Raw genomic sequence first — 25,282 nt, 5'->3', positions numbered from 1 at the left:
CCTCCGGTCAGGTGGCGTCGTCGTAGCCGCTGATCTGGCGGCGGCCGCCGTCGTCCTGCACGGGCAGGGGGGAGGCGGACGGGGCCGCTCCGGTCGCGCCGATCGGGGCCGGGGTCAGGTCCAGCTCGGAGGCCTCGTCGTCGTCGAGCCCGGCATCGGGGTCGCCGCGCCTGCGCCGCCGGTCGTTCAGCAGGCAGATGCCGAGGGCGATGAAGTACAGGGCGACGATCGGGGAGGCCAGCGTCAGCATGGTGATCGGGTCACCGGTGGGCGTGGCGAACGCCGCGAAGAGCGTGATGCCGAGGACCATGGCGCGCCACCAGCTGCCCAGCCGCTTCCCGCTGAGCACTCCGGTGAAGTTCAGCAGCACCAGCATCAGCGGCAGCTCGAAGGCGATGCCGAAGACCACGACCATGCGCGTGACCAGGTCGAGGTAGTCGTCGACCGGCAGCAGGTTCTTGACGTGGTCGGGGGTGAAGCCGAGGAGGATCTCCGCCGTCTGCGGCAGGATCTTGTACGCGAGCACCGCGCCGGCGAGGAAGAGGGGCGCGCCGACCGCGACGAAGCTCAGCGCGTACTTCTTCTCGTTCCGGTGCAGGCCGGGGGCGGCGAACGCCCACAGCTGGTACAGCCAGACCGGGGCGGAGAGCACGATGCCGGCGGACAGGCCGACCTTCAGCGCGATGGAGAAGGGCGCGGTCAGGCCGTTGGTGGTCATCTCGGCGCAGGGGGCGCCGTTGCGCTGGTGCGTCGCGCCGTTGGTGCAGCCCACGGACGACAGCATCGGCTCCAGCAGGAAGTCGATGATCGGCCGGTAGAAGTAGGCCGCGACGACCGTGACCACGATGATCGCCAGAACCGACTTCAGCAGCCGGTTCCTCAGCTCACGCAGGTGCTCGACCAGCGGCATCCGCCCTTCGGCGTCCTTCGCCTGCCGGTCCTGTTTCCCCTGCTTGCGGGCAGACTTGAGCAACCCACGTCCCTTGTCTCGTTGCAGATGACTGGCGTGACGGCGACCGCCGCGCGTCAGCCCTGGGTGGTGCGGTTCGGCTCGTTGACGGGCCGGGCGCTGGTGACGTCACCGGGCGCGGCCTGGATGGTACGGGGGGCGGCGGGCTGCTGTGCGGCCTGATCGGCGGCCGGGGCGGCGGTGGCGGCGTCCTCGGCCTCGCCGTCCTTCTTCATCGCCTTGGCCTCGCTCTTGAGGATGCGGGCCGACTTGCCGAGCGAGCGGGCCATCTCGGGGAGCTTCTTGGCGCCGAACAGCAGCACGATGACAGCGATGATCAGAAGGATCTCAAGGGGCTTCAGATTGCCGATCATGTGTGTCTTCCTTCTCACCGAAACGGCTGGTTGTGGTGGCCAGGCGATTCCGGACAAAGATCCGGTACCGCTCTGACATGGATCGTAACCCCCGACGGTTAACGCCCGGCAATCCCCGGGGGGCTGCGCGATTGCCTGCCGCACCCGACGGTACGGGTCCGGCTCCGCGGTTTCCATATCCAGAAGGCCGCGTGCTGGTCGCGCGACCGCTACGGAGCCGCCGCGCGCCCCGCCCGCGCGAGGTCGGAAGCGGCCCGTTCCAGGTCGCCCGAGGCCTCGGTGATCCGGCGGCTGGCCAGCGCGACCTGCCCGGACAGCCGCCGCACCTCCAGGAAGACCCGCAGGGCGAGGACGGACAGGACGGCGAGCCCGAGGAATCCCAGGGCGATCGCGAGCATCGGCCACAGCATGCCAAGAGCCTAGCGCCCCGCCCTCACACACTGCGCAGGGTGCTCACTCCCCCGCCCGTCAGCAGCTCCACGATGCGCTCACCTGCTGGTTTGCGGACCGCCGCCGCGCACTCGGGACAGGTGAAGGAGTAGAAGGTGGTGCGCCGGCTGCCCCCGATCGCCAGGCGCAGCGCGTCCGCCGCGAGCTCGAAACGCGCCCGGCACTCGGGACAGGCCGCCTTGAACGTGACCGGTACGAGACCTGCTGATCGCGACATCGCTCCCCGCTCCCCCTAGACCTGTTCCCCGTACCCCGCGAGTGCTTCTCCAGCGGCCTTCCGCGCGCTGTCCGCCAGCTCCGGCGGCGACACGATCCGCCCGTCACGCCCCAGACGCAGCGCGAGCCGGCGCAGCGAGGCCGGGTCGGGGCTGCGCAGCGTGATCCTCAGGCCCCCGCCGGGCAGCTCCTCGGCGCTGTCGTGGGGGTAGTACTCGGCGACCCAGCGCCCGCCGGGACCCACCTCGACGACCACCTCCGGGTCCTCGGCGGCCGGCTGCACGAGGCCGACGGACAGGTCGCGCGGCTCGATCGCGGGCGGCTCGGCCCGCTCGTCGAGCAGCCGGATCTCGGCGACCCGGTCGAGCCGGAAGGTGCGCCGGGCCTCCGAGAGGTGGCACCAGCCCTCCAGGTAGGTGTGGCCGACGGCGAAGAGCCGGATCGGGTCGACGGTGCGCTCGGTCAGCTCGTCGCGGGCCGGCGAGTAGTAGCGCAGCCACAGCCGGCGCCGCTCGGAGATGGCCCGGTCGACGTCCGCGAAGACCCCGCCCTCCGACTCGAAGGTCACCGACAGCCGGGCGCTGGCCCCGGCGGCCTCGCCCGCGGCGGCCTCCAGCTTGGCGGTGGCCCGCAGCAGCGCGTCCCGGTCGCTCTCGCGCAGCCCGGGCAGGGTCGCGACGGCGCGGGCGGCGACCAGCAGGGAGGTGGCCTCGTCGGCGGCGAGCCGCAGCGGCTCGGCGGTGGACTCCCCCGAGGCGTCGGCGTTGTGCCACCAGATGCGGTCGCCGTCGGTGTCGATGTCGAGCAGGTCACCGCCGCGGAAGCTGGTGCCGCACATGGGCAGCACGTCGAGGTCCGAGATCAGCTCGTCCTCGGTGATCCCGAAGGCGCGGGCGACGTCCGCGACGTGCGCGCCGGGGCGCTCGCGCAGGTAGGTCACCAGGGACAGCATCCGGCGGGTCTGGTCGATGGCGTTGGCGGCCATGCTGCTACGTCTCCCCCTCAGGGCGTTGCTGCTGTTGTTGTTCGGGTTCAGCCCTGGGCGACGGCGCGCAGCCGGTCCACCACGTCGGCCCGCAGGTCCGCCGGGCCCACCACGACGACGTCGGGGCCGAACTCCACGAGCCAGGCGTCCAGCCCGTGCCCGTACGGGATCTCCAGCTCGTCCCAGCCGTCACCGCCCTCGCGCACGGCGGTGGCCTTCGCCCGCAGCGGGTAGCCGGCCCCGGCGCGCAGCCGGATCAGGGCGGTGCGCTGGGCGCCCTCGCCGGCCCAGGCCGCCACGGTCTCGCGTACGGTCACCACGTCCGGCACCTCCGCGGTGTACTTCCCGGCCCGCGAGCGGACCTTGCCCGTGATCCGGGAGAGCCGGAAGACCCGCTCCGCCCCGCGGTCGCGGTCGTAGCCGGCCAGGTACCAGTGGCCCCGCCAGCACTCCAGGGCCCACGGCTCCACCTGGCGGGGCTCGGGCCGCGCCGCGTTGGACTTGCGGTACTCGAAGACCACCGGACGCCGGTCGCGGCAGGCCAGCATCAGCGGCTCGAAGGCCGCCTCGTGGACGGGGATCCGCGGCTCGATGGCGCTGTGCTGGCCCTCGTACGGATCACCGGCCTCCGGCATCCCGCCCGCGCGCAGCTTCTGCAGCGCGCCGCTGGCCGCGCCGGCGAGGCGGGCCTGCTGCCACACCTTGGCCGCCAGCCCGAGGGCGGCGGCCTCCTCCGCGTCGAGGGAGACGGGCGGCAGCCGGTTGCTGTCCCGGCGGGCCAGGTAGCCGGTCTCGCCTTCCAGGTTCTCCACCGTCTCGATCACCAGACCGAGCTCGCGCAGATCGTCCTTGTCCCGCTCGAACATCCGGTTGAACGACTCGTCGTTCCCGGCTTCGAGATAGGCCTCGATCGAACCGCGCAGCTCACGCTTGCTGAGGGGACGGCGCGTCCCCAGCAGACACAGCGCCAGGTTCATCAGCCGCTCGGCCTTGGCAATCGCCATCGACGCCCATCCCCCACTCCTCGGCACACACTCGTGACCGTTGACCGTACCGCCCCCGCGGTCCCCGGCAAAAGCGAGGGCCCCCGCCTCACGGCGGGGGCCCTCCATGATCACAACGCGTGAGATCAGACGCCCATCAGGTCACAGACGAAGATCAGCGTCTCGCCCGGCTTGATGGCGCCGCCGGCACCCCGGTCACCGTAGGCGAGGTGGGCGGGGATCGTCAGCTTGCGACGGCCGCCGACCTTCATGCCCTCGATGCCCTGGTCCCAGCCCGGGATGACCTGGCCGATGCCCAGGATGAACTGCAGCGGACCGCCGCGGTTCCAGGACGCGTCGAACTCCTCACCGGAGGAGAAGGCCACACCCACGTAGTGGACGGAGACCTTGTTGCCGGCCGTGGCCACGGCGCCGTCGCCCTCCCAGATGTCCTCGATGACCAGGTCGGTGGGGACCGGGCCCTCGGGGAAGTCGATCTCGGGCTTCTCGAGCTTGTCGCTCACGGAACTGCTCCTCATACCTACGAAACGGTGTCCAACCGGAACAGTCTTACACTGCTCCGACGATGTCCACGACGAAGACCAGCGTGGAGTTGGCCGGCAGGTCCTCACCCTTGGCCTGGTCCTTGTACGCCTGCTCCGGCGGGATCACCAGCAGCACGCGGCTGCCGACCTTCTTGCCCACCAGGCCCTTGTCCCAGCCCTCGATGACCTGACCCTGGCCGATCTTGGTCGAGAACGGGGCACCCGTCTTCCACGACGTGTCGAAGAGCTTCGCCGAGTCCTTGCCCTGGTTCGGCGCCCACGCCGCACCGCTGTACTGCATGTAGACGGTCTGGCCGTTCTTGACCTCGGCGCCCTTGCCCTCGATCAGGACCTTGTCGACCAGCTCCTTCGGAGGGTCGTTCTTCGGGACCGTGATCGTCGCGGCCTTCTCCTCGTCGGCCTTGACCTGCGGCAGCTCCGACGGGATCGGCGCCTGCGTACCCTCGGCCTTCTTCGGCAGCACCGAATCGACGTCGAGGACGAACACCAGGTTGTCCTTCGGGCCGACACCCAGCTGCGACTGGCCCTGCTCACCGAAGGCCGCCGCCGGCGGGGCGACGACCAGCACCCGGCTGCCGACCTTCTTGCCCAGCACCGACTCGCTGAACAGCGGAAGGATCTGCTGCGAACCGGCCGGGACGACCAGCGGCTGGCCGTCCGGGTCGTAGGAGCCGCTCAGCTCCTTGCCGCTCTTCCAGACCTTGCCCGTGTACTTCGTGACCACGAGATCGTCCTTCTTGATCTCCGGCCCGGAACCCTCCTTGAGGGTGTTCACCACGAACTTGCCGCTCGGCTCGCCCTTGGGAACCGTGATCTCCGCCTTCTTGCCGGCCTCGCCGGCCACCGTCGGCATCGGATCGGCCGACGCCACCGGCTTCGGCACCTCCGTCTTCGCGGCATCGGCCGACGGCGACGCGGAGGGCTCCTTCTTCCCGGAGTCCTCGCCCCCTCCGCAGGCCGCGGTGAGCATCAGAGCCGGCACGATGAGCGCGGCAGCAAGTCGGCGTCGCACAATGGTCCTCAGGGTCGCTGGAATGGTCCGTCGTAGCGGCCCACTCTACGGGCTGACCCCTCCGCGACAAGGCCGTGGCGTGCGAAGACCCCGTACGCCACAGCGCACGGGGCCCCGGCCGCACCACGTCACATGCCGGCGATCAGCTTCTCCACCCGGTCGTCCACCGACCGGAACGGGTCCTTGCACAGCACCGTGCGCTGCGCCTGGTCATTGAGCTTCAGGTGCACCCAGTCGACCGTGAAGTCCCGCCGCTGCTCCTGCGCCCGGCGGATGAAGTCGCCGCGCAGCCTGGCCCGGGTGGTCTGCGGGGGCACCGACTTGCCCTCGAAGATCTTCAGGTCGTTGCACACCCGCGCCGCCTGCCCCTTGCGCTCCAGCAGGTAGTAGAGACCCCGCCGGCGGTGGATGTCGTGGTACGCGAGGTCTATCTGGGCGACCCGCGGATTGGACATCGTCATGTTGTGCTTGGCCCGGTACCGCTCGATCAGCTGGTACTTCATGACCCAGTCGATCTCCGTACCGATCCGGTCCAGATCCTGCGCCTCGACGGCCTCCAGCGTGCGGCCCCACAGCTCCAGGACCTGCGCCACCACCCCCGTACGGATGCCCCGCCGGTCGGCGAAGTCCAGGGCCTTGTCGAAGTACTCCCGCTGGATCTCCAGCGCCGAGGCCTCCCGGCCACTGGCCAGTCGCACCTTGCGCTGGCCCGTGATGTCGTGGCTGACCTCCCGGATCGCCCGGATCGGGTTCTCCAGGGTCAGGTCCCGCATCACCGTCCCCGCCTCGATCATCCGCAGCACGAGGTCCGTGGCGCCCACCTTGAGCAGCATCGTCGTCTCGGACATGTTCGAGTCGCCCACGATGACGTGCAGCCTGCGGTAGCGCTCCGCGTCGGCGTGCGGCTCGTCGCGCGTGTTGATGATCGGCCGGGAGCGGGTCGTGGCGGAGCTGACGCCCTCCCAGATGTGCTCGGCCCGCTGGCTGACGCAGTAGACCGCGCCCCTGGGCGTCTGCAGCACCTTGCCCGCGCCACAGATCAGCTGACGCGTGACGAGGAACGGAATCAGGATGTCCGCGAGGCGGGAGAATTCTCCGTGCCGGGCCACGAGGTAGTTCTCATGACAGCCGTACGAATTGCCCGCCGAGTCGGTGTTGTTCTTGAACAGGTAGACGTCGCCCGCGATTCCCTCCTCGTGCAGGCGGCGTTCGGCGTCGACGAGCAGGCCCTCGAGAATGCGCTCGCCGGCCTTGTCGTGCGTGACCAGTTCGGTCAGGTTGTCGCATTCGGGAGTTGCATATTCCGGATGCGAACCCACATCGAGGTAGAGGCGGGCGCCGTTCCGCAGGAAGACATTGCTGCTGCGGCCCCATGACACAACACGGCGGAAGAGGTAGCGCGCCACTTCGTCAGGAGACAGTCGGCGCTGTCCCCTGAACGTGCACGTGACGCCGTACTCGTTCTCCAGCCCGAAAATGCGGCGGTCCATGACTGAACATTACGCCTTCCGCACTCTTCTGAAACCGGGTTGGAGAACGGCGTTCAGGTCAGTTTTTGATCAACGGCTCCGAAACCGCCCCGGCCGGCCCCTCCGCCGACCCCGCCACGGCCCTGCTGCGACCCGCACCCGCGAGCGCCCGTTGAGTCAGCATCAGCACCAGCAGCGCCGCCGCGCCACCACCACAGGCCACCGCGAAACCGGCCGCCGTACCCCCCAGTTCCAGCGCCGGGCCGGCCGCCGCCGTACCGATCGCCGCACCCACCCCGAAGAACGTCACCAGCCACGAGAACGCCTCCGTCACCGTCCCCGCCGGCGCGTGCCGGTCCACCACGATGAACGCACACGCCAGCGAAGGCGCCAGGAACACGCCCGCCAGCGCCGACAGCGCCGTCATCGCCACCGGACCCACCTCCAGCACCAGCGGCAGATAACACACCGCCAGCAGCGCCACCAGCACCCGCAGCCGCCGCTCCGGCGCCCCCGCCCACTGCCGCGCCCCGTAGAACACACCGCCCACCAGCGCACCCAGACCCAGCGCCGCCATCAGCCAGCCGTACACCGCCTGACCACCGTGCCCGTCCGCGTACGCCACCGCCGCCACCGCGATCGACCCCAGCGCCATGCCGACGAAGAAGAACGCGCCCAGCAGCGCCAGCAGGCCCCGCGAACGCAGCGCCCCCAGCCAGTGCGCCTCGCGCGGCGCGGAACGCCAGGTCCGCGACGGCTCCGACACCACCACCGACAGCACGCCCAGCACACCGACGCCGTTCAGCACCAGCAGCGCCACCGCCGGCGACCACAGCGACACGCACAGCGTCACCAGCAGCGGCCCCACCGTGTACATGACCTCCTGGGCCACGGCGTCCATCGCGTACGCCGCGTGCACCCGCTCCTCACGGCCGCCCAGCACCCCCGGCCACAGCGCCCGCAGACCGCCCTCCAGCGGCGGCGTGAACAGACCGGCCAGCACCATCGCCGCGTACGCGGCCGCCACCGACCCCGTACCGGCCACCGCCAGCCAGACCATGCCCAGCGCCGACACCAGCGCCGCGGGCAGCTGCACCCGCGGCTGCCCGTACAGGTCCACCGCCCGGCCCAGCAGCGGCTGCCCCACGGCGTTCGCCAGCCCGTACGCGGCCGCCAGCGCGCCCGCCAGGCTGTAGCTGCCCCCCTCGTCCCGGATGAAGAGGACGATCGCGATCGCCGCGGTGCCGTTCGGCAGCCGGCCTATCAGGGTGCCCACCAGCAGCCTCGCGGCGTACCTGGTCCTGAGCAGCTCCGCGTAACCCGCGGCCATGACCGCCCCCTTCTGCCCGGATCCACCCCGGGGTAATACGTATAACGAGACACGTCATACGTACCATGGCCACAGACCCCCGGTCCAGCCGCACACCGCCCGCACCCCGCCCCACCTCGCACTTCAGGAGCAACCTGTGACGAGACCCACCAGCCGCGACGTCGCCACCGCCGCCGGAGTCTCCCAGGCCACCGTCTCCCTCGTCCTCGGCGACAAATGGCGCGGCCGCGTCTCCGAACGCACCGCCACCCTCGTCCGTGAAACCGCCACCACCCTCGGCTACCGCCCCAACCTCGCCGCCCGCAACCTCCGCCTCGGCACCACCCGCACCGCCCTCCTCGTCGTCCCCGCCCTCACCAACGAATTCTTCGCCCGCGTCTACACCGGCGCCGCCCGCGTAGCCGCCGAACACGGCTTCGGCGTCGTCCTCTACCCCTCCCCCGAAGGCACCGGCCCCGCCCGCGACCCCTTCGCCTCCGCCCGCGCCGCCCTCGACGGCATCATCGCCTCCTCCATGGCCACCGGCGCCCTCGACGCCCTCGGCGGCGACGGCCTCCCCCTCGTCATGCTCGACAGCGACCCCACCTCCGGCCAAGCCGCCGCCCACGTCAACCTCGCCATCACCGACGGCATCCGCCAGGCCGCCGAACACCTCCTCGGCCTCGGCCACCACCGCTTCCTCCACTTCGCCGCCGACGTGGACTCCTGGACCTTCCACATCCGCGCCCAGGCCCTCGCCACCCTCCTCGCGGCACCCCACGACGAGCTGCGCACCGCACGGGCCGCCCTCACCGTCGACGCCGCCCGCGCCGCCGCCGAAACCGCCCTCGCCGACCCCCGCCACCGGCCCACCGCCGTCGTCTGCGACGACGACATCCTCGCCGCCGGCGTCTGCAAGGCCGCCCGACGCCTCGGCCTGCGCATCCCCGAGGACCTCTCCGTCACCGGCTTCGACGACCTCGCCCTCGCCACCGCCGTCGAACCGGAGCTCACCACCGTCCGCCTCCCCGCCGAACGCGTCGGCGAACAGGGCATGACCGCCCTCCTCGCCGTCCTCGACGGCACCCCCTGGACCGCCCCCGACATCCCCGTCGAGCTCACCGTCCGCGACTCCACCGGCCCCGCCCCCACGCCCTGAGACACCCCGGGACGCACGAAAGCCCCGGCCCGCCCCCACAGGGACGGACCGGGGCCCACGCCACCACAGCCCTACTCGGCGTCGTCCTCCGGCACCTCGTCGTTCGACACCGCATCCGCCTGAGCAGCCGCCGGAACATCCGCCTCCAGCAACCGCGCCAGCTGCCGGCCCCGGATCCGCTTGAACTTGCGCTGCTGCGCGCGCGTCCGGTCCAGCACCGCCACCTCCAGCCGCTCGGCCGGAATCGTCTTCTCCGCGCCGTTCGCCTGACTCGACAACGCCTGCACCGCCAGCTTCAACGCGTCGGGCAGGGTCATCCCGTCCCGGTGCCGCTGATCGAGGAACGTACTGATCTGCTCGGCGTTCCCGCCGACCGCGACCGAACCGTGCTCGTCCACGATCGACCCGTCGTGCGGCAGCCGGTAGATCTGGTCCCCCGCCGCCGTCGCACCCACCTCGGCCACCACCAGCTCCACCTCGTACGGCTTCTCACCGGCCGAGGAGAAAATGGTGCCGAGCGTCTGCGCGTACACGTTCGCCAGCCCGCGCGCCGTCACGTCGTCACGGTCATAGGTGTACCCGCGCAGATCGGCGTAGCGCACACCACCGATCCGCAGGTTCTCGTACTCGTTGTACTTCCCGGCGGCCGCGAAGCCGATCCGGTCATAGATCTCACTGAACTTGTGCAGCGCCCGGGACGGGTTCTCACCGACGAACACGATGCCGTCGGCGTACTGCAACACGACGAGGCTGCGGCCGCGGGCGATGCCCTTCCGGGCGTATTCCGCCCGGTCGGCCATGGCCTGCTGGGGTGACACATAGAACGGAGTCGACACCGGTTATCCGTCCCTTTCTTCTGGGCGACGAGACGAGGACTGGTCAGAGCAGAGCGGCACGCGGCCCGTCGGGCTCCTGGAGCCGACGGTCCGTCACCTTGCGGGCGAGTTCCTGCGACTCGTCGTCGTCCAGCCTGCGGAAGCCCTCGTCGGTGATGACGGTGACGATGGGGTAGATGTGGCGGTACAGGTCCGGCCCGCCGGTCGCCGAGTCGTCGTCGGCGGCGTCGTACAGCGCCTGAACGACCAGCGTGGTCGCCTGCTCCTCCGTCAGGTCGGGGCGGTACAGCTTCTTCATCGAACCCCGGGCGAAGATCGAACCAGAGCCCGTGGCGGCGTACCCGTGCTCCTCCGAGCGGCCACCGGTCACGTCGTACGAGAAGATCCGGCCCTTCTCCTTGGCCTCGTCGTACCCCGCGAAGAGCGGAACCACGGCCAGACCCTGCATGGCCATCCCCAGATTGCTCCGGATCATGGTCGAGAGCCGGTTCGCCTTGCCCTCCAGGGAGAGGGTCGCCCCCTCCACCTTCTCGAAGTGCTCCAGCTCCAGCTGGAACAGCTTGACCATCTCCACGGCCAGGCCGGCCGTACCGGCGATGCCGACCGCGGAGTACTCGTCGGCCGGGAACACCTTCTCGATGTCCCGCTGCGCGATCATGTTCCCCATGGTCGCCCGCCGGTCACCGGCGAGCACAACGCCGCCGGGGAAGGTCGCGGCGACGATGGTCGTCCCGTGCGGCGCCTCCACGATCCCCTCGGGCAGCTTCCGGTTCCCCGGCAGCATCTCGGGCGCGTGCGCGCCCAGGAAGTCCATGAAGGACGACGACCCCGGCGTCAGGAAGGCTGCCGGTAGACGCCCTGTGCCACGATTGTTGGCTTCCACGCGTGTCCCTCCAGGTATGAAACGACCCGACGAGCGGCGTCGGGATCGTCTCCCAACTTGCCGATGGCCGTGTTGCGGTTGAAGCAAGGTATGCCACGGACCCTACCCGCCGTGCGGCAATGATCCACATGTACGGCCGGGGCCCTCGAGCAGATGTGGGCGGCGGCCCGCCGACGCCCGTTCGGGGGCCCGGCCCCTTCGCAGCGCGGACACCGCTCGCGGCCGGACGGCACGTCCACTTTCACCGCACCATCCGGCCTCGGGCTCTGCCGTGCCTTGCAGGCAACGTCCCCCACACCTTCGATTCGAAGGTCAAAAGGCTCTACTGACCACCCTTTTGCACGAAGGAGCGCACGAAGTCCTCGGCATTCTCCTCGAGGACATCGTCAATCTCGTCAAGTACCGAGTCGACGTCGTCGGAGAGCTTCTCCTGCCGCTCCTTGAGGTCGGTCGATTCCTCGACCGCCGCCTCCTCGACCTCCTCGGTCGAGCGCGTCGCCTTCTGCTGTCCGCCGCCGGTGTCCTTGGTCGCCATGTCTACCTCACCCCGCTCGGTTCGCACGCTCACACGGAGAGACCCCGGGATTCGGGACCTCTCAAGATCAGACCCTACGTCGGACCCTACAAGGAGGGCCCGGCATTCGTCCCCGTACTTTCACAACGTCCGGGTGCCTTCATGATTCCCTCGGCGGAGGCCTTTCAGCCCCCTTCACTGCCCCGAAAGCACCCGGACCAGGTCCTCCGCCGTACGGCAGCGGTCCAGGAGCTCCTTGACGTGGTTCCGGGTCCCCCGCAGGGGTTCCAGGGTCGGGACCCGCTGGAGGGAGTCCCGGCCCGGGAGGTCGAAGATCACCGAGTCCCAGGAGGCCGCCGCGACGTCGTCCGCGTACTGCTCCAGGCACCGGCCCCGGAAGTAGGCCCGGGTGTCCTCGGGGGGCTTGCTCTCGGCCCGCTCGACGGCCGGCTCCTCCAGCAGCCGCTTCATCTTGCCGCGGGCCGCCAGGCGGTTGTACAGGCCCTTCTCGGGCCGTACGTCCGCGTACTGGAGGTCCACCAGGTGCAGCCGCGCCGCGTCCCAGCCGAGTCCGTCGCGCCTGCGGTAGCCCTCGAGGATCTCCCGTTTGGCGACCCAGTCCAGCTCCCCCGCCAGGCTCATCGGGTCGGTCTCCAGCCGGCCCAGTACGTCCTCCCAGCGGCCCAGGACGTCCTTGGTCTGCTCGTCGGCGTCCGTCCCGAACCGCTCGTCCACGTACTTCCTGGCCAGCTCGAAGTACTCCATCTGGAGCTGTACGGCGGTCAGGGTGCGCCCGCTGCGCAGTGTGATGAGGTGCTGGAGGTCCGGGTCGTGGGAGACCTGGTGGAGGGTGCGTACGGGCTGGTCCACGGCGAGGTCGACGTTGATGAAACCGTCTTCGATCATGGACAGGACCAGGGAGGTCGTGCCGAGCTTGAGGTAGGTGGAGATCTCGGAGAGGTTCGCGTCGCCGATGATCACGTGGAGGCGGCGGTACTTCTCGGCGTCCGAATGGGGCTCGTCGCGGGTGTTGATGATGGGGCGCTTGAGGGTGGTCTCGAGTCCGACTTCGACTTCGAAGTAGTCCGCGCGCTGGCTGATCTGGAAGCCGTGTTCGCGGCCGTCCTGGCCGATGCCGACGCGGCCGGCGCCGGTGACGACCTGGCGGGAGACGAAGAAGGGGGTGAGGTGGCGCACGATGTCCGAGAAGGGGGTTTCCCGCTTCATCAGGTAGTTCTCGTGCGTGCCGTAGGAGGCGCCCTTGTTGTCGGTGTTGTTCTTGTAGAGGTGGATGGGCTGGGCGCCCGGCAGCTGGGCGGCGCGCTCGGCGGCCTCGGCCATGATCCGCTCGCCGGCCTTGTCCCAGAGCACGGCGTCGAGGGGGTTGGTGACCTCGGGGGAGCTGTACTCGGGGTGTGCGTGGTCGACGTAGAGGCGTGCGCCGTTGGTCAGGATGACGTTGGCGAGGCCGATGTCCTCGTCGGTGAGCTGGCTGCTGTCGGCGGCCTCGCGGGCGAGGTCGAAGCCGCGGGCGTCCCGCAGCGGATTCTCCTCCTCGAAGTCCCAGCGGGCGCGTCGCGCCCGGTGCATCGCCGCCGCGTAGGCGTTGACGATCTGGGACGAGGTGAGCATGGCATTGGCGTTCGGGTGTCCCGGAACGGAGATCCCGTACTCCGTTTCGATCCCCATTACTCGCCGTACGGTCATGCGGCCCTCCTTGCCCGGCGGCGCTCCCGTTCGGGGCGGCGCTCAAGTACCGCTGGTGCTCCGGTGCGTCGTGTGCGGTGCCCGTCCCCGCACTGCGCGACCGGCGGTACGGAAGAGCCTAGAACCACTCCGCGCTGCTGGGGAGATCATTTCAGTCATTGACTTCGCCTTGTCACCGGCTGAAAAGGGCGGCGGTAAGGCTTGCGGTATTACGGGATGTAAAGCAGTCGGCCGCGGGTGCCGGTGAGGCTCCCGCGGCCGCCTCGCTTCGTCAGAGGTACTGACCCGTGTTCGCCACCGTGTCGATGGAGCGTCCGGTGTCCGCGCCCTGCTTTCCGGTGACGAGCGTGCGGATGAATACGATCCGTTCGCCCTTCTTTCCGGAGATGCGGGCCCAGTCGTCGGGGTTGGTGGTGTTGGGCAGGTCCTCGTTCTCCTTGAACTCGTCCACGCAGGCCTGGAGGAGGTGGGAGACGCGGAGGCCCTTCTGGTTGTGTTCGAGGAAGGCCTTGATGGCCATCTTCTTGGCCCGGTCCACGATGTTCTGGATCATGGCGCCGGAGTTGAAGTCCTTGAAGTAGAGGACTTCCTTGTCGCCGTTGGCGTACGTGACCTCGAGGAAGCGGTTCTCCTCGGTTTCGGCGTACATCTGCTCGACGACGGTCTGGATCATGCTGTGGACGGCCGCTTCGGGCGAGCCCGAGTGTTCGCCGAGGTCGTCCGTGTGGAGCGGGAGCGAGGCCTTGAGGTACTTGGCGAAGATGTCCTTCGCCGCCTCGGCGTCCGGGCGCTCGATCTTGATCTTCACGTCGAGTCGTCCGGGCCGCAGGATGGCCGGGTCGATCATGTCCTCGCGGTTGGAGGCGCCGATGACGATGACGTTCTCCAGGCCTTCCACGCCGTCGATCTCGGCGAGCAGCTGGGGGACGATGGTGTTCTCCACGTCCGAGCTGACTCCGGATCCGCGGGTGCGGAAGAGGGATTCCATCTCGTCGAAGAAGACGATGACGGGGGTGCCCTCGCTGGCCTTCTCCCGGGCGCGCTGGAAGACGAGGCGGATGTGCCGTTCGGTCTCGCCGACGTACTTGTTGAGGAGCTCGGGGCCCTTGATGTTCAGGAAGTACGACTTGCCGGCTGCCTGTCCGGTCACTTCGGCGACCTTCTTGGCAAGGGAGTTGGCGACGGCCTTGGCGATGAGCGTCTTGCCGCAGCCGGGCGGGCCGTAGAGCAGGATGCCCTTCGGGGGCCGCAGTTCGTGTTCCTTGAACAGGTCGGGGTAGAGGTAGGGGAGCTCGACGGCGTCGCGGATCAGCTCGATCTGGTCGCCCAGGCCGCCGATCTTCTCGTAGTCGATGTCCGGGACCTCTTCGAGGACCAGGTCCTCGACCTCGCTCTTGGGGACGACCTCGTAGACGTAGCCGGAGCGGGGTTCGAGCAGGAGGGCGTCGCCGGGGCGGATGGTGATGTCCAGGAGCGGCTCGGCGAGCCTCACCACCCTTTCCTCGTCGGTGTGCCCGACCACCAGGGCGCGCTCGCCGTCCTCGAGGATCTCCTTGAGGGTGACGATGTCCCCGGCCCGCTCGAATTGCATGGCCTCGACCACGTTGAGCGCTTCGTTGAGCATGACCTCCTGGCCGCGCCGGAGGTCTTCCGGGTCGACGCTGGGGCTCACGTTCACGCGGAGCTTGCGCCCGCCGGTGAAGATGTCGACGGTGCCGTCCTCGTTCGCCTGGAGGAAGACACCGAAGCCGGCCGGCGGCTGGGCGAGCCGGTCGACTTCTTCCTTGAGGGCCACGATCTGGTCGCGGGCCTCACGGAGCGTATTGGCCAGTCGTTCGTTCTGCGCGGAGACGCCTGCCAGATTGGTCTGGAGCTCGACGATCCGCTCTTCGAGAATCCTCGTGTGCCGCGGAGAGTCGGCGAGCTTGCGTCGCAGGACGGCGATTTCCTGCTCGAGATAGGCAACCTGGCCAGCGGGGTCCTCAGACCCTCGCCCGGGCCGGATGCCGCGGTTGATGTCGTCGTCGTGGGCTGCCACGGTCCTCACCTCCTCCAAGGGGAGCTGGACGCTTCCTGACCCTACCTGGGCTGGTGGTGATTGAAACCCCTAGATCACAAAGACGGTAGAGGTGTGTCCGATCTTCACCCTTGCGTACTCCCTCACGCCAGGGAAATACCCACCCTTCAACATCGGAAAGCAGCCGGTTGTAAGGTCGAAGCGTTCAACACCCGTCCGGGGTCGTGCGACTTGCCGCGAGTTCCGGCCGGGGCGGATCACTCAGAGCAGGAAACGGCAGGAGATATGACCGTGCAGCAGGAGGCCCCGACGGGTGGTTCCGAGGGGGCCGGGGAGCCGCTGGAGGTCTGGATCGACCAGGACCTGTGCACCGGGGACGGCATCTGCGTGCAGTACGCCCCGGAGGTGTTCGAGCTGGACATCGACGGTTTGGCGTATGTGAAGAGCGCCGATGACGAGCTGCTCCAGGAGGTGGGGGCGAGCACTCCGGTTCCTCTGGTGCTGCTGCGGGACGTGGTCGATTCGGCGAAGGAATGTCCGGGTGACTGCATCCACGTGAGGCGCGTTTCGGATGGTGTGGAGGTGTACGGCCCGGACGCGGAGTGACGGTTCAAACGCCTTCCGCGGTCGGATCCGTCAGCTCCTGGCGGAATTTCCCGCCGGTCCAGCGCCACTTGGTGAGCTGGTCGAGGTCGGGGCTGTAGCGGGGTACGGAGGGTGACGAGTAGCCGAGGAGCCGTGCCGTGATCGAGCCGTCGCGGACGGTGAGGCCGGTCGCGGTGCGGCGGCGTTCGGCGTCGAGGAGGGTGGCGACGACGCGGGGGGCGGAGCCCTTCTGCGGGTCCTGGGCCAGTACGTAGATCGCGTGGGGCGGGGTGCCGGAGCCGGCGTCGCAGCGGACGGCGGCCACGGTCTCGGGCCGTCCGTCGCCGTCGAGGTCGCCCTGGGCGGTTTCGGTGACGGTGTGCGGGGCGCCCTTGCAGTCCAGGGGGTACGTGGCCGCTTGCGCGTCGGGGGCGGTGGGCCGGGGGTCGTTCCCGGGTCCGGCCGCGGGGGTGGCTCCGGTGGCGCGGCCGGGCTGGAGGAGGCCGGCGCCGGCTATGACGGCGGCGAGGGCGGTGGCCGTGGCGAGCCAGTGGGCGGGCCTGGTGCGACGGTGCGCCAGGTCGGTGGGGCTGTGCAGCACGCCGGATGTCTCCTGTGCGAAGGGTGACGGGGAGCCAGCATCGTGCCATACCTCACACGCGGATGGAGCGGCCGGGTCCGCACCGGTTCGCGGCGGCTGCCCGCCGGCGGGGGCGTGGTGTCGTCGGGGTCCGCACAACGAAGAAGCGCTGTGGCGCAGTTCCCGGTCGGTGAGGGGAACTGCGCCACAGCGCTTTCGTGTTGGTGGGGCGACGGCCTAGGCGGAGCGGTCGCTGCCGGGGCCTTCGTAGTCCTCGCCGTAGGCGCCCTTGGAGGGGCGGCGGCGGCGCATCGGGGGCTCGACGCCGTCGGCGAGGCGGCGGGCGGTGACGAGGAAGCCGGTGTGGCCGATCATCCGGTGGTCGGGACGGACGGCGAGGCCTTCGACGTGCCAGTTGCGGATCATCGATTCCCAGGGCTGCGGTTCGGCGTAGCAGCCGAACTCGCGGATGGACTCGACGGTGCGCGAGAGCTGCGTGGTGGTGGCCACGTAGCAGCAGAGGATGCCGCCGGGGACGAGGGCCTTGGAGACGGCCTCGAGGCACTCCCAGGGGGCGAGCATGTCGAGGATGACGCGGTCGACGTCGGTGTCGGACAGGTTGTCCTGGAGGTCTCCGACGGTGAGCTGCCACGCGGGGTGGGGGCCGCCGAAGTAGCGTTCGACGTTGGCCGTGGCGATCTCGGCGAAGTCCGCGCGGCGCTCGTAGCTGTGGAGCATGCCCTGGTCGCCGATGGCGCGCAGCAGGAAGCTGCTGAGGGAGCCGGAGCCGACTCCCGCTTCCACGACGCGGGCGCCGGGGAAGATGTCGGCGAAGGCCAGGATCTGGCCCGCGTCCTTGGGGTAGACCACGGCGGCACCGCGGGGCATGGACAGGACATAGTCGGGGAGCAGGGGGCGCAGCGCGAGGTACGCGACGTTCCCCGTGGTACGGACAACACTGCCCTCGGGAGCACCGATCAGCTCGTCGTGGGGGAAGGAACCCTTGTGGGTGTGGAAATTCTTCCCGGCTTCGAGCGTGAACGTGTAGTGGCGGCCCTTGGGGTCGGTGAGCTGAACCTGGTCCCCGACCTCGAAGGGCCCGCGTCGGCGGGCGGCACCGGTCGGTTCGGACATGTGACCAGTGTATTGGCTTCAGGACTGGGGCCGCGCCATGGCCTTCACGAAGGCCTTTTCGACGTCGAGGGTGGAGAGGACGCCGTAGATCTCGCCGGTGGGTTCGAGGACGAGGTATTCGGTGGCGGGGGTGGTGCGGAGGTGGTCGAGGAGTGCTTCGCCGGTGAGCTCGGCGGAAACCTTCATGCCGTCGGTGAGGTCCTGGGCGAGGGTGCTGACGGCGACCCAGGGGCGGCGGTGTTCGGGGACGGAGGCGATGGCGCTCTCGCGGACGATGGCGGTGGGGTCGCCCTGGCCGTCGACGACGACGAGGGCGCGGGCTCCGGCTTCGTTGGCGCGGCGGAGGGCTTCGGAGAGGGGGGTGGCGGTCTGGACGGGGATGGCGCGGCGGGTGAGGGTGCGGGCGCGGAGTTCGGGGAGGTGCTCGCGCAGGCGTGCCATGCGCAGGCTGTTGCCGGCGCCGGTCCAGATGATGGCGGCGAGGATCGCGGCGAGGAGGGCGTCCATGACGGTGTCCATGCCGCCGATGTCGCGGCTGGGGTTGCCGAGGGTGCCGGTCTGGGTGAGGAGGGGCAGCCCGATGAGGACGGCGACGGCGAGGGCGCGGCCGACCCAGGCGGCGGCGACGGTGCCGGTCATGGGTTTGCCGGTGATGCCCCAGATGACGGCGCGGAGCATGCGGCCGCCGTCGAGGGGGAGGCCGGGCAGCAGGTTGAAGGCGGCGACGAGGAGGTTGGAGATCATGAGGCCGGCGAGGAGTACGCCGGGGACGGTGGCGGGGTGGACGGCCTTCATGCCGAGGTAGAAGGCTCCGGTGAGGGCGAGGGAGAGGAGGGGGCCGACGAAGGCGAGGACGAATTCGCGGCCGGGGGTCTCGGATTCCTTTTCGATCTCGGAGACTCCGCCGAAGAACTGGAGCTGGATGCGGCGCACGGGGAGCTTGAAGCGGAGTGCGGCGATGGTGTGTGCCAGTTCGTGGACGAGGACGGAGGCGTAGAAGGCGACGGCGAAGAAGAGGGAGACGAGGTAGCGGACGGGGCCGAGGTGGGGCAGGACCCGGTCGAGCTGGTCTCCGAAGACCCAGGTGATGAGTGCGGCGACGAGGAACCAGCTGGGCGAGACGTAGACGGGCACGCCGAAGGGGCGGCCCATGAGGATGCCGCCGCCCGGGTCGGAGCGCTTGGCCTTGCGCTCGCCGGTTTCGTCGGTGTCTGCCACGGTTTTCCTTCGTTCGTGCGGTGCTTCGGTGTGGTCCGTGTCGCGTCGGTGACGCGGGGGTCGTTGCGCGGTGTGATGCTCCGATCATGCAGGGCGAGGGGCCTGTAGTCGATGGTATGCGTGTGCCGTCCGTTCCGGGTCGTAGGGTTTTACGCATGACGACGACCCCCGGTGCCGGTTCCGCTGATGATTCTTCGGGTGCTTCCCGCCCGACCGCGCTGTCCCCTTCGCGGGCCGGTGACTTCATGCAGTGCCCGTTGCTGTACCGGTTCCGGGTGATCGACCGGCTTCCGGAGAAGCCGAGTGCGGCGGCGACGCGGGGGACCCTGGTGCACGCGGTGCTGGAGCGGCTCTTCGATCATCCGGCGCACGAGCGGACGGTGCCGAGGGCGAAGGCGTTGGTGCCGGGGCAGTGGGAGCGGCTGCTGGAGGCGAAGCCGGAGCTGGCGGAGCTGTTCCCGGAGGGGGACGAGGGGGCGGGGCTGGCGCGCTGGCTGTCGGAGGCGGAGGCGCTCGTGGAGCGCTGGTTCACGCTGGAGGATCCGACGCGGCTGGAGCCGGTGGAGCGGGAGTTCTTCGTGGAGACGGAGCTGGAGTCGGGGCTGCGGCTGCGCGGGATCATCGACCGGGTGGACGTGGCGGCGACGGGTGAGGTGCGGATCGTCGACTACAAGACGGGCAAGGCGCCGCGGCCGGAGTACGCGGAGGGCGCGCTGTTCCAGATGAAGTTCTACGCGCTGGTGGTGTGGCGGCTGCGGCAGGTGGTGCCGAGGCGGTTGCAGCTGGTGTACCTGGGCAGTGGGGACGTGCTGACGTACGACCCGGTGGTGGCGGATCTGGAGCGGGTGGAGCGGAAGCTGCACGCGCTGTGGGAGGCGATCCGGGAGGCGACGGAGACGGGTGAGTGGCGGCCGCGGCCGACGAAGCTGTGCGGGTGGTGTGATCACCGGGCGGTGTGTCCGGAGTTCGGGGGTACTCCCCCGGTGTATCCGCTGGTCGTCTCTCCGAGGAGCGGGGCGGATCGCCCGGCCGGTGGCTGATCGGCCGGTCAGGGCAGAATGGGCGGGTCCGCCGTTGACCGACGAATTCGAGGTACCCCGTGGCGATCCGCGTCCTGCTGGTCGATGACCAGCCACTGCTGCGCACCGGCTTCCGGATGATCCTGGAGGCGGAGCAGGATCTGGTGGTGGTGGGTGAGGCCGGGGACGGTCTGCAGGCGCTGGAGCAGGTCCGGGCGCTGCAGCCGGACGTGGTGCTGATGGACATCCGGATGCCGCGGATGGACGGGGTGGAGGCGACGCGGCAGATCACGGGTCCGGAGCGGAACGGGCCGGCGAAGGTGCTGGTGCTGACCACGTTCGATCTGGACGAGTACGTGGTGGAGGCGTTGCGGGCGGGGGCGAGCGGGTTCCTGCTGAAGGATGCTCCGGCGGTCGAGCTGGTGCAGGCGATCCGGGTGGTGGCCGCCGGGGAGGCGATGCTCGCGCCGAGCATCACGCGGCGGCTGCTGGACAAGTACGCGGGGCATCTGCCGTCGGGTGAGGAGAGCCTGCCGGACATGCTGGGGACGTTGACCGAGCGTGAGGTCGAGGTGCTGAAGCTGGTGGCCCGGGGGCTGTCGAACGCGGAGATCGCGGCGGATCTGTTCGTGAGCGAGACGACGGTGAAGACGCACGTGGGGCACGTGCTGACGAAGCTGGGTCTGCGGGACCGGGTGCAGGCGGCGGTGTACGCGTACGAGAGCGGTCTGGTCCGTCCGGGAGCGCAGTAGCGGGCCGGGACGCGCCTCCGCCCCGGTGCCCTTCTCGGGTGCCGGGGCGGAGGTGTGTCCGGGGGTGTCAGCCCTTGCTGATCTCCCAGAAGCGGAAGACCGTGGAGGCGTCAAGGGACCACTGGAGGCCGGTGACGTTCTGGCGGGCGACGGCGTACTGCTTGCCCTGCCAGAGCGGGAGGAGCGGGAGCTCGTCGGCGACGATGTCCTGGAGGCGGGTGTAGTCGGTGTTGGCCGCGGTGCGGTCGGACTTGGTGGAGGTCGCCGGGATGATGTTCCCGCTGATCTCCTTGTTGTCGTAGTTGTTGTGCAGGACGTTGTCCGGGCCGAAGAACGGCTGGGTGAAGTTGTCGGCGTCCGGGTAGTCGGGGACCCAGCCCTTGACGTAGATGCCGTACTTGCCGGCCTGGATGTCCTTCTCGTACTGCTCGAACTCGACGGACTTGACGTCGGCGTCGAAGAGGCCGCTCTCGTTGAGCTGCTTGGCGATGACCTGGAACTGGTGGTCGGTGGAGGGGCCGTAGCGGGCCGGGGTGGACCACAGGGTCAGCTTGATCTTGCCGGTGATGTTGGCGGCCTTGAGGACGGCCTTGGCCTTCTCCACCTGCGGGGAGCCGCCGTAGCGGTCGAAGTAGGGGGTGGTGTGTCCGGCGATGCCGGCCGGGACGATCGAGTAGAGCGGGGCGGCGGTGCCCGCGTACACGTCCTTGACGAGCGCTTCGCGGTCGATGAGGTAGGCGATCGCCTTGCGGACGGGGAGCTTGCCGACGACGGGGTCGCTGACGTTGAAGACCAGGTGCTGGACTTCGGCGCCGGTGCCCTGGACGACGTCGACCTTGTTGTCGCCGGTCTTGGTGGCGGCGAGGCCGGCGATGTCCTTGGCGGCGAGGCCGCGGAAGGCGAAGTCGACGTCGCCGCTGTCGAGGACGGTCTTGAGACCGGCCTGGTCGCCGTTGAAGAACTTCAGGGTGACGCCGGTGTTCTTGGCCTTGGCCTTGCCGCTGTACGAGTCGTTGACGGAGAAGTTGGCGCTCTTGTCGCTGAAGGCGTCCAGCTTGTAGACGCCGGAGCCGATCGCCTTGTTGTCGCCGCGGAGCTTGTCGGCCGGGTATTCGCGGTGGTCGACGATGGCGCCCGCACCCGATGCGATCTTGCTGGGGAAGGTCGCGTCGGACGACTTCAGCTTGAAGACGACGGTCTTCTCGTCGGGGGTGTCGATGCTCGAGATCGACGAGAGCATGACGGCGGGGCCGTTGACGTCGTTGATCTTCAGCGTGCGCTCGAAGGAGAACTTGACGTCCTTGGAGGTCAGGCTGTTGCCGTTGCTGAACTTCAGGCCGCCGCGCAGGGTGCACTTGTACACCTTGCTGTCACCGCCCTCGAAGTTGCAGGCCTGGGCGGCGTCGGGCTCGGGGGTGGTGCCGCCCTTGGGGAACGTCAGCAGGGACTGGAAGACGTTGTTGAAGAGCAGCCAGGAGCCCGGGTCGTAGCCCGACGCGGGGTCGGTGGACTTCACCTTGTCGGATATGCCCATGACCACGCCCTTGCCGTTGCCGGCGGCGGAGCCGTCCTGCGAACCGCAACCGCTGAGCAGCGCTGCGGCAGTGGCCGCGCCGAGCGGGGCTGCCAACCACTGGTTACGTGTCTTCACGCGAATGTCCTTCACAGTCTTGTCTGGTCGTTGCGCCGGCCTGCGACGTGCGCCGCCGGTTGTGCCGGTCTCAGCCGCTGACACCCCGGCCGAGTTCCCACAGCTGGAGGTCGGAGATGGCGTTGACCGACCATTCCACTCCGGTGATCCCGTCGCGTGCGGCGACGTACTGCTTGCCCTGCCACAGGGGCAGGACGGGTACGTCGTCGGCGACGATGTCCTGCATCTCCGTGATCGCGGGCACGGCGACGTTGCGGTCGGCCGCGCGGCGGGATTCGGGGATGAGCCTGGTGCGCACCGCGGTGTTGGCGTACGGCGTGCCCAGGAAGTTGTCCTGCTCCAGGAACGGGGCGAGGAAGTTGTCGGGGTCCGGGTAGTCGGGGAACCAGCCGAGCCCGTAGGCGGCGTAGTCGCCCTTCTTCTGGGCTGGGCGGAAGGTGCCCCACTCGTTGCCCTGGACGGTGATGTCGAAGAGCTGGGTGGAGTTCAGCTGGGTCTTGAGGGCCTCGAACTCGGCGGCGGTGCCGTCGCCGTAGTGGTCCGTGGTGTAGTTCAGGGTCAGTTTGACGGGGGTCTTGACCCCGGCGGTCTTGAGGAGCTCGGCGGCCTTGGCGGTGTTGGCCTCGCCGTACTTGTTGAAGAACGAGTTGACGTGGCCGGGCACGGCGGTGGGGACGAGCGAGTACAGGGGCTGCGCGGACTTCCCGTAGACCTTGGCGATCAGGTTGTTGCGGTCGACGGCGGCGGCGAGGGCCTGGCGCACGGCCTTGTTGTTGACGGTCGGGGCGTCGGTGTTGAAGCCGATGTAGCGGATCTCGAGGCCGGGCATCGGGGTGAGCTTGACGCCCTTGGGGGGCGTCTTCGCGAACTCGGTGATCTGGGTGGGCGACAGGGTGCGGGAGACCACGTGGATCTTTCCGTCGGTGAGTGCCTTGCCCATGGTGGCGGAGTCGGCGAAGGTGCGCAGTTCGACCTTGTCGTTGTGGAGCTTGATGTCGCCCTTGTAGTGGGGGTTCTTGGTGAAGACGGCGCGGACGAGGCGGTTGTCCTTCACCTCGGCCTTCATCGTGTAGGGGCCGGAGCCGTCGACGGCGAAGCCGGGGCGGAGCTTCTTGGCCTCGTAGTTCTTCTCGCTGATGATGCCGGCGGCGGGCGTGGCGAGCTTGTACGGGAAGGTCGCGTCGGCGGTCTTCAGGTGGAAGACGACGGTGTCGGTGCCCTTGGCCTCGACGGTGTCGAGGGTGGAGAGCAGGGAGGAGGGGCCGTTCTCGTCCTTGATCGCGAGGACGCGGTCGATGGAGAACTTGACGTCCTTGGCGGTGAGCGGGTCGCCGCTGGCGAACTTCAGGCCGGGCCGCAGGGTGCAGCGGTAGCTCTCGTTGCCGGTGTCGGTGAAGCGGCAGTCGGAGGCGGCTTCGGGGACGGGCTGGCCGCCGCCGCGGGGGGTGCGCACCAGCGTCTGGACGGTCTGGCGCAGGATGTTCCAGGCGCCGGCGTCGTAGGCGTAGGCGGGGTCGATGGGGGCGGGGGCGTAGTCGGCTGCCTCGAACCGGTCGGTGGTACCGACGACGATCGCTCCGGACGCTGCTCCTCCGCCGCTCGCGCTGCCGCATGCGGACAGCGCGGGGGTGAGCAGGCCGATCGCGGCCGTCAGCACCATGGTCTTGCGGTTCATGCTGGAAGTACTCCCTCACCCGGCACTTGCTCAAAGCGGCGTAGAGGGCACTTCGCGGCGGTCGCCCGTTCAGGGCGGAACGATCGGGCCGGTGTTTGACGATCGGTCCACGCGGTAGCGGCGCAGGGGTGTGCGTCCGGTACGGCAAGGGTGCGTGCGGAGTGCCCGCGTTGACATTAGTGGGCTGGGGCGGGATGGCTGGAACTGGCAGGAGTTGGGGTGTAATCGCACGGTGATGGGTGCGGACTTACCGCTTATGCCGGAGTCCTCGCAGATGCGGGCAGGAGATGATCAATCCGGACACAAAGGAAGCCCCTGGAGCCGGTGGCGGGGCTCGGCAGGGGCGTCCCGGGTGACCAAGCTCACCCGGCAGATCCTTGTCGGATGGGGGTGGAATTTCGGCCTCCGGGGTTAGGGGCGGAAGATCCTCTCGTCGGACCTGGGCGCCACCGTCGTTCCGTTCGGCACGGAGCGTGCGTGCTCAGTTCATGGGAGTGATGAGGGAGCGCAGGAACGGCAGGTTCACGTCCTCCAGCGAACGCACGACGGTGCGGCCGGGGGCGGGCTCGATGCCGCCGACGGAGGGAACGGCCACCACCCGGCAGCCGGCGGCTTCGGCCGCGGCGATCCCGGTGGCGGTGTCCTCGATCACGGCGCAGCGCGAGGGGTGCGCGCCGAGGCTGCCGGCGGCGATCAGGTACGGGTCCGGGTGGGGCTTGGTACGGGGGACCTCGTCCCCGGCGACCGTCAGCGTGAAGCGGTCGCGGCCGAGGGTGAGCAGGACCTGGTCGATGACGCGGCGGTGCGAGGCGGACACCAGGGCGGTGGGGACGTTGTGCCGGGCCAGCTCGCTCAGGAGGCGTTCGGCGCCGGGCATCAGGGGGACACGGTCGGCGATGCGGGCCTCGAACCGCTCGTTGAGCAGGACGCTCAGCTCGGCGAGGCCGATGTCGGCTCCCGTCCTCTCGATGAGGAAGGAGGCGCTGCGGCTCATGGGGCCGCCGACGACCACGTCCCGCCAGGACGCCTCCAGGCGGTGGCCCAGCTCGTGGAAGATCTGTTCCTCGACCTCCCACCAGAACCCCTCGGTGTCGACGAGGGTGCCGTCCATGTCCAGCAGCACCGCCTGCAGTGCATGCCCGTCGGCCGTGCGGGTGACGGGTGCGGGAATGGTGCTGGTCATGCGTACACCTCTCTGGGGACGACAAGGCCGGCCACCTCGACCCGCGGGAGCTTCTC

Annotated in this window: 26 protein-coding genes; 4 read left to right on the top strand and 22 right to left on the bottom strand. The window is 69.5% G+C overall.

Annotated features, from left to right (window positions below):
• Positions 1–7 precede the first annotated feature (7 nt).
• The 10 genes from tatC to ACZ51S_RS23650 form a co-directional block, all read right to left on the bottom strand.
• The gene (gene tatC / locus ACZ51S_RS23695) at positions 8–973 is read right to left on the bottom strand and encodes a twin-arginine translocase subunit TatC (protein WP_468479642.1); all 966 of its coding nucleotides are present in this window, start codon (positions 971–973) and stop codon (positions 8–10) included.
• Between the two features lie 53 nt (positions 974–1,026).
• On the bottom strand, positions 1,027–1,323 hold the full coding sequence (tatA, locus tag ACZ51S_RS23690) for a Sec-independent protein translocase subunit TatA (protein WP_388945284.1): 297 nt from the start codon (positions 1,321–1,323) through the stop codon (positions 1,027–1,029).
• 209 nt (positions 1,324–1,532) lie between these two features.
• Positions 1,533–1,733 (bottom strand): hypothetical protein, encoded by a 201-nt coding sequence (locus ACZ51S_RS23685; protein WP_388945282.1) that lies wholly within the window; start codon positions 1,731–1,733, stop codon positions 1,533–1,535.
• A 23-nt stretch (positions 1,734–1,756) separates the two neighbouring features.
• Positions 1,757–1,990, bottom strand: a complete 234-nt coding sequence (locus ACZ51S_RS23680; RefSeq protein ID WP_388945279.1) for a CpXC domain-containing protein — start codon at positions 1,988–1,990, stop codon at positions 1,757–1,759.
• A gap of 15 nt (positions 1,991–2,005) precedes the next feature.
• Positions 2,006–2,974 (bottom strand): helix-turn-helix transcriptional regulator, encoded by a 969-nt coding sequence (locus tag ACZ51S_RS23675; protein WP_468479644.1) that lies wholly within the window; start codon positions 2,972–2,974, stop codon positions 2,006–2,008.
• 47 nt (positions 2,975–3,021) lie between these two features.
• Entirely contained in the window at positions 3,022–3,978 is a 957-nt protein-coding gene (locus ACZ51S_RS23670) for a helix-turn-helix transcriptional regulator (protein ID WP_388945274.1), read from the bottom strand.
• Positions 3,979–4,103: 125 nt separating this feature from the next.
• Entirely contained in the window at positions 4,104–4,496 is a 393-nt protein-coding gene (locus ACZ51S_RS23665; protein WP_388945271.1) for an FKBP-type peptidyl-prolyl cis-trans isomerase, read from the bottom strand.
• A gap of 31 nt (positions 4,497–4,527) precedes the next feature.
• Positions 4,528–5,535 (bottom strand): FKBP-type peptidyl-prolyl cis-trans isomerase, encoded by a 1,008-nt coding sequence (locus ACZ51S_RS23660; RefSeq protein WP_468479645.1) that lies wholly within the window; start codon positions 5,533–5,535, stop codon positions 4,528–4,530.
• Between the two features lie 128 nt (positions 5,536–5,663).
• Entirely contained in the window at positions 5,664–7,025 is a 1,362-nt protein-coding gene (gene pafA / locus ACZ51S_RS23655) for a Pup--protein ligase (protein ID WP_388945265.1), read from the bottom strand.
• Positions 7,026–7,083: 58 nt separating this feature from the next.
• Entirely contained in the window at positions 7,084–8,334 is a 1,251-nt protein-coding gene (locus tag ACZ51S_RS23650) for an MFS transporter (RefSeq protein WP_468961913.1), read from the bottom strand.
• Positions 8,335–8,470: 136 nt separating this feature from the next.
• Here ACZ51S_RS23650 and ACZ51S_RS23645 point away from each other — a divergent pair, with 136 nt between their 5' ends.
• Complete coding sequence (locus ACZ51S_RS23645; protein ID WP_468961911.1) at positions 8,471–9,472, top strand: LacI family DNA-binding transcriptional regulator; 1,002 nt, start codon at positions 8,471–8,473, stop codon at positions 9,470–9,472.
• A gap of 71 nt (positions 9,473–9,543) precedes the next feature.
• Here ACZ51S_RS23645 and prcA read toward each other — a convergent pair whose 3' ends face one another.
• From prcA to arc, 6 genes are all read right to left on the bottom strand, one after another.
• Positions 9,544–10,308, bottom strand: a complete 765-nt coding sequence (prcA, locus tag ACZ51S_RS23640; RefSeq protein WP_388945255.1) for a proteasome subunit alpha — start codon at positions 10,306–10,308, stop codon at positions 9,544–9,546.
• 43 nt (positions 10,309–10,351) lie between these two features.
• Entirely contained in the window at positions 10,352–11,191 is an 840-nt protein-coding gene (prcB, locus tag ACZ51S_RS23635; RefSeq protein WP_388945252.1) for a proteasome subunit beta, read from the bottom strand.
• On the bottom strand, positions 11,143–11,424 hold the full coding sequence (locus ACZ51S_RS23630) for an endonuclease domain-containing protein (RefSeq protein WP_468961972.1): 282 nt from the start codon (positions 11,422–11,424) through the stop codon (positions 11,143–11,145). The genes prcB and ACZ51S_RS23630 overlap by 49 nt, the downstream gene beginning before the upstream one ends.
• A gap of 89 nt (positions 11,425–11,513) precedes the next feature.
• The gene (locus ACZ51S_RS23625; RefSeq protein ID WP_030016348.1) at positions 11,514–11,726 is read right to left on the bottom strand and encodes a ubiquitin-like protein Pup; all 213 of its coding nucleotides are present in this window, start codon (positions 11,724–11,726) and stop codon (positions 11,514–11,516) included.
• 174 nt (positions 11,727–11,900) lie between these two features.
• Positions 11,901–13,412 (bottom strand): depupylase/deamidase Dop, encoded by a 1,512-nt coding sequence (dop, locus tag ACZ51S_RS23620; protein WP_388945246.1) that lies wholly within the window; start codon positions 13,410–13,412, stop codon positions 11,901–11,903.
• Positions 13,413–13,683: 271 nt separating this feature from the next.
• A complete protein-coding gene (gene arc / locus ACZ51S_RS23615; RefSeq protein WP_388945243.1) occupies positions 13,684–15,450 on the bottom strand; it encodes a proteasome ATPase in 1,767 nt (588 codons plus the stop codon).
• Between the two features lie 264 nt (positions 15,451–15,714).
• Here arc and ACZ51S_RS23610 point away from each other — a divergent pair, with 264 nt between their 5' ends.
• Positions 15,715–16,035, top strand: a complete 321-nt coding sequence (locus tag ACZ51S_RS23610) for a ferredoxin (RefSeq protein ID WP_388945240.1) — start codon at positions 15,715–15,717, stop codon at positions 16,033–16,035.
• Positions 16,036–16,039: 4 nt separating this feature from the next.
• On the opposite strand, the gene ACZ51S_RS23605 is transcribed toward ACZ51S_RS23610, so the two are convergent.
• The 3 genes from ACZ51S_RS23605 to ACZ51S_RS23595 form a co-directional block, all read right to left on the bottom strand.
• The gene (locus ACZ51S_RS23605) at positions 16,040–16,615 is read right to left on the bottom strand and encodes a hypothetical protein (RefSeq protein WP_468479651.1); all 576 of its coding nucleotides are present in this window, start codon (positions 16,613–16,615) and stop codon (positions 16,040–16,042) included.
• Positions 16,616–16,831: 216 nt separating this feature from the next.
• Positions 16,832–17,728 carry a tRNA (adenine-N1)-methyltransferase gene (locus ACZ51S_RS23600; protein WP_007263187.1) on the bottom strand — a complete coding sequence of 299 codons (897 nt, stop codon included), beginning with the start codon at positions 17,726–17,728 and terminating at the stop codon, positions 16,832–16,834.
• 18 nt (positions 17,729–17,746) lie between these two features.
• Positions 17,747–18,880, bottom strand: a complete 1,134-nt coding sequence (locus ACZ51S_RS23595; protein WP_468803364.1) for a site-2 protease family protein — start codon at positions 18,878–18,880, stop codon at positions 17,747–17,749.
• Positions 18,881–19,101: 221 nt separating this feature from the next.
• Here ACZ51S_RS23595 and ACZ51S_RS23590 point away from each other — a divergent pair, with 221 nt between their 5' ends.
• On the top strand, positions 19,102–19,986 hold the full coding sequence (locus ACZ51S_RS23590) for a RecB family exonuclease (protein ID WP_388945236.1): 885 nt from the start codon (positions 19,102–19,104) through the stop codon (positions 19,984–19,986).
• A 59-nt stretch (positions 19,987–20,045) separates the two neighbouring features.
• Positions 20,046–20,717, top strand: coding sequence for a response regulator (locus ACZ51S_RS23585; protein ID WP_388945234.1), 672 nt, complete (start codon positions 20,046–20,048; stop codon positions 20,715–20,717).
• Between the two features lie 67 nt (positions 20,718–20,784).
• Here ACZ51S_RS23585 and ACZ51S_RS23580 read toward each other — a convergent pair whose 3' ends face one another.
• The 3 genes from ACZ51S_RS23580 to ACZ51S_RS23570 form a co-directional block, all read right to left on the bottom strand.
• Positions 20,785–22,368: an ABC transporter substrate-binding protein gene (locus ACZ51S_RS23580; protein ID WP_468479652.1), complete on the bottom strand. Its 1,584-nt coding sequence runs from the start codon at positions 22,366–22,368 to the stop codon at positions 20,785–20,787.
• A gap of 70 nt (positions 22,369–22,438) precedes the next feature.
• Positions 22,439–24,043: an ABC transporter substrate-binding protein gene (locus ACZ51S_RS23575; protein ID WP_468886693.1), complete on the bottom strand. Its 1,605-nt coding sequence runs from the start codon at positions 24,041–24,043 to the stop codon at positions 22,439–22,441.
• 481 nt (positions 24,044–24,524) lie between these two features.
• Positions 24,525–25,226 (bottom strand): HAD family hydrolase, encoded by a 702-nt coding sequence (locus tag ACZ51S_RS23570; protein WP_468479654.1) that lies wholly within the window; start codon positions 25,224–25,226, stop codon positions 24,525–24,527.
• Between the last annotated feature and the right edge of the window lie 56 nt (positions 25,227–25,282).

Source organism: Streptomyces sp. NPDC034043 (assembly GCF_055575675.1).
Note: the sequence above shows the minus strand (reverse complement) of the source record. Positions and strands in the feature narration are given on the sequence as shown.

What these genes read in the sequence shown, in the direction of transcription:
- ACZ51S_RS23590 (WP_388945236.1), top strand. Translation starts at nt 19,102, where the DNA reads ATGACGACGACCCCCGGTGCCGGTTCCGCTGATGATTCTTCGGGTGCT.
- ACZ51S_RS23650 (WP_468961913.1), bottom strand. Translation starts at nt 8,334, where the DNA reads ATGGCCGCGGGTTACGCGGAGCTGCTCAGGACCAGGTACGCCGCGAGG.
- ACZ51S_RS23575 (WP_468886693.1), bottom strand. Translation starts at nt 24,043, where the DNA reads ATGAACCGCAAGACCATGGTGCTGACGGCCGCGATCGGCCTGCTCACC.
- ACZ51S_RS23685 (WP_388945282.1), bottom strand. Translation starts at nt 1,733, where the DNA reads ATGCTGTGGCCGATGCTCGCGATCGCCCTGGGATTCCTCGGGCTCGCC.
- tatA (WP_388945284.1), bottom strand. Translation starts at nt 1,323, where the DNA reads ATGATCGGCAATCTGAAGCCCCTTGAGATCCTTCTGATCATCGCTGTC.
- ACZ51S_RS23625 (WP_030016348.1), bottom strand. Translation starts at nt 11,726, where the DNA reads ATGGCGACCAAGGACACCGGCGGCGGACAGCAGAAGGCGACGCGCTCG.
- ACZ51S_RS23670 (WP_388945274.1), bottom strand. Translation starts at nt 3,978, where the DNA reads ATGGCGATTGCCAAGGCCGAGCGGCTGATGAACCTGGCGCTGTGTCTG.
- ACZ51S_RS23610 (WP_388945240.1), top strand. Translation starts at nt 15,715, where the DNA reads ATGACCGTGCAGCAGGAGGCCCCGACGGGTGGTTCCGAGGGGGCCGGG.
- dop (WP_388945246.1), bottom strand. Translation starts at nt 13,412, where the DNA reads ATGACCGTACGGCGAGTAATGGGGATCGAAACGGAGTACGGGATCTCC.
- ACZ51S_RS23595 (WP_468803364.1), bottom strand. Translation starts at nt 18,880, where the DNA reads ATGGGCCGCCCCTTCGGCGTGCCCGTCTACGTCTCGCCCAGCTGGTTC.
- ACZ51S_RS23680 (WP_388945279.1), bottom strand. Translation starts at nt 1,990, where the DNA reads ATGTCGCGATCAGCAGGTCTCGTACCGGTCACGTTCAAGGCGGCCTGT.
- ACZ51S_RS23675 (WP_468479644.1), bottom strand. Translation starts at nt 2,974, where the DNA reads ATGGCCGCCAACGCCATCGACCAGACCCGCCGGATGCTGTCCCTGGTG.
- ACZ51S_RS23665 (WP_388945271.1), bottom strand. Translation starts at nt 4,496, where the DNA reads ATGAGGAGCAGTTCCGTGAGCGACAAGCTCGAGAAGCCCGAGATCGAC.
- ACZ51S_RS23570 (WP_468479654.1), bottom strand. Translation starts at nt 25,226, where the DNA reads ATGACCAGCACCATTCCCGCACCCGTCACCCGCACGGCCGACGGGCAT.
- pafA (WP_388945265.1), bottom strand. Translation starts at nt 7,025, where the DNA reads ATGGACCGCCGCATTTTCGGGCTGGAGAACGAGTACGGCGTCACGTGC.
- ACZ51S_RS23600 (WP_007263187.1), bottom strand. Translation starts at nt 17,728, where the DNA reads ATGTCCGAACCGACCGGTGCCGCCCGCCGACGCGGGCCCTTCGAGGTC.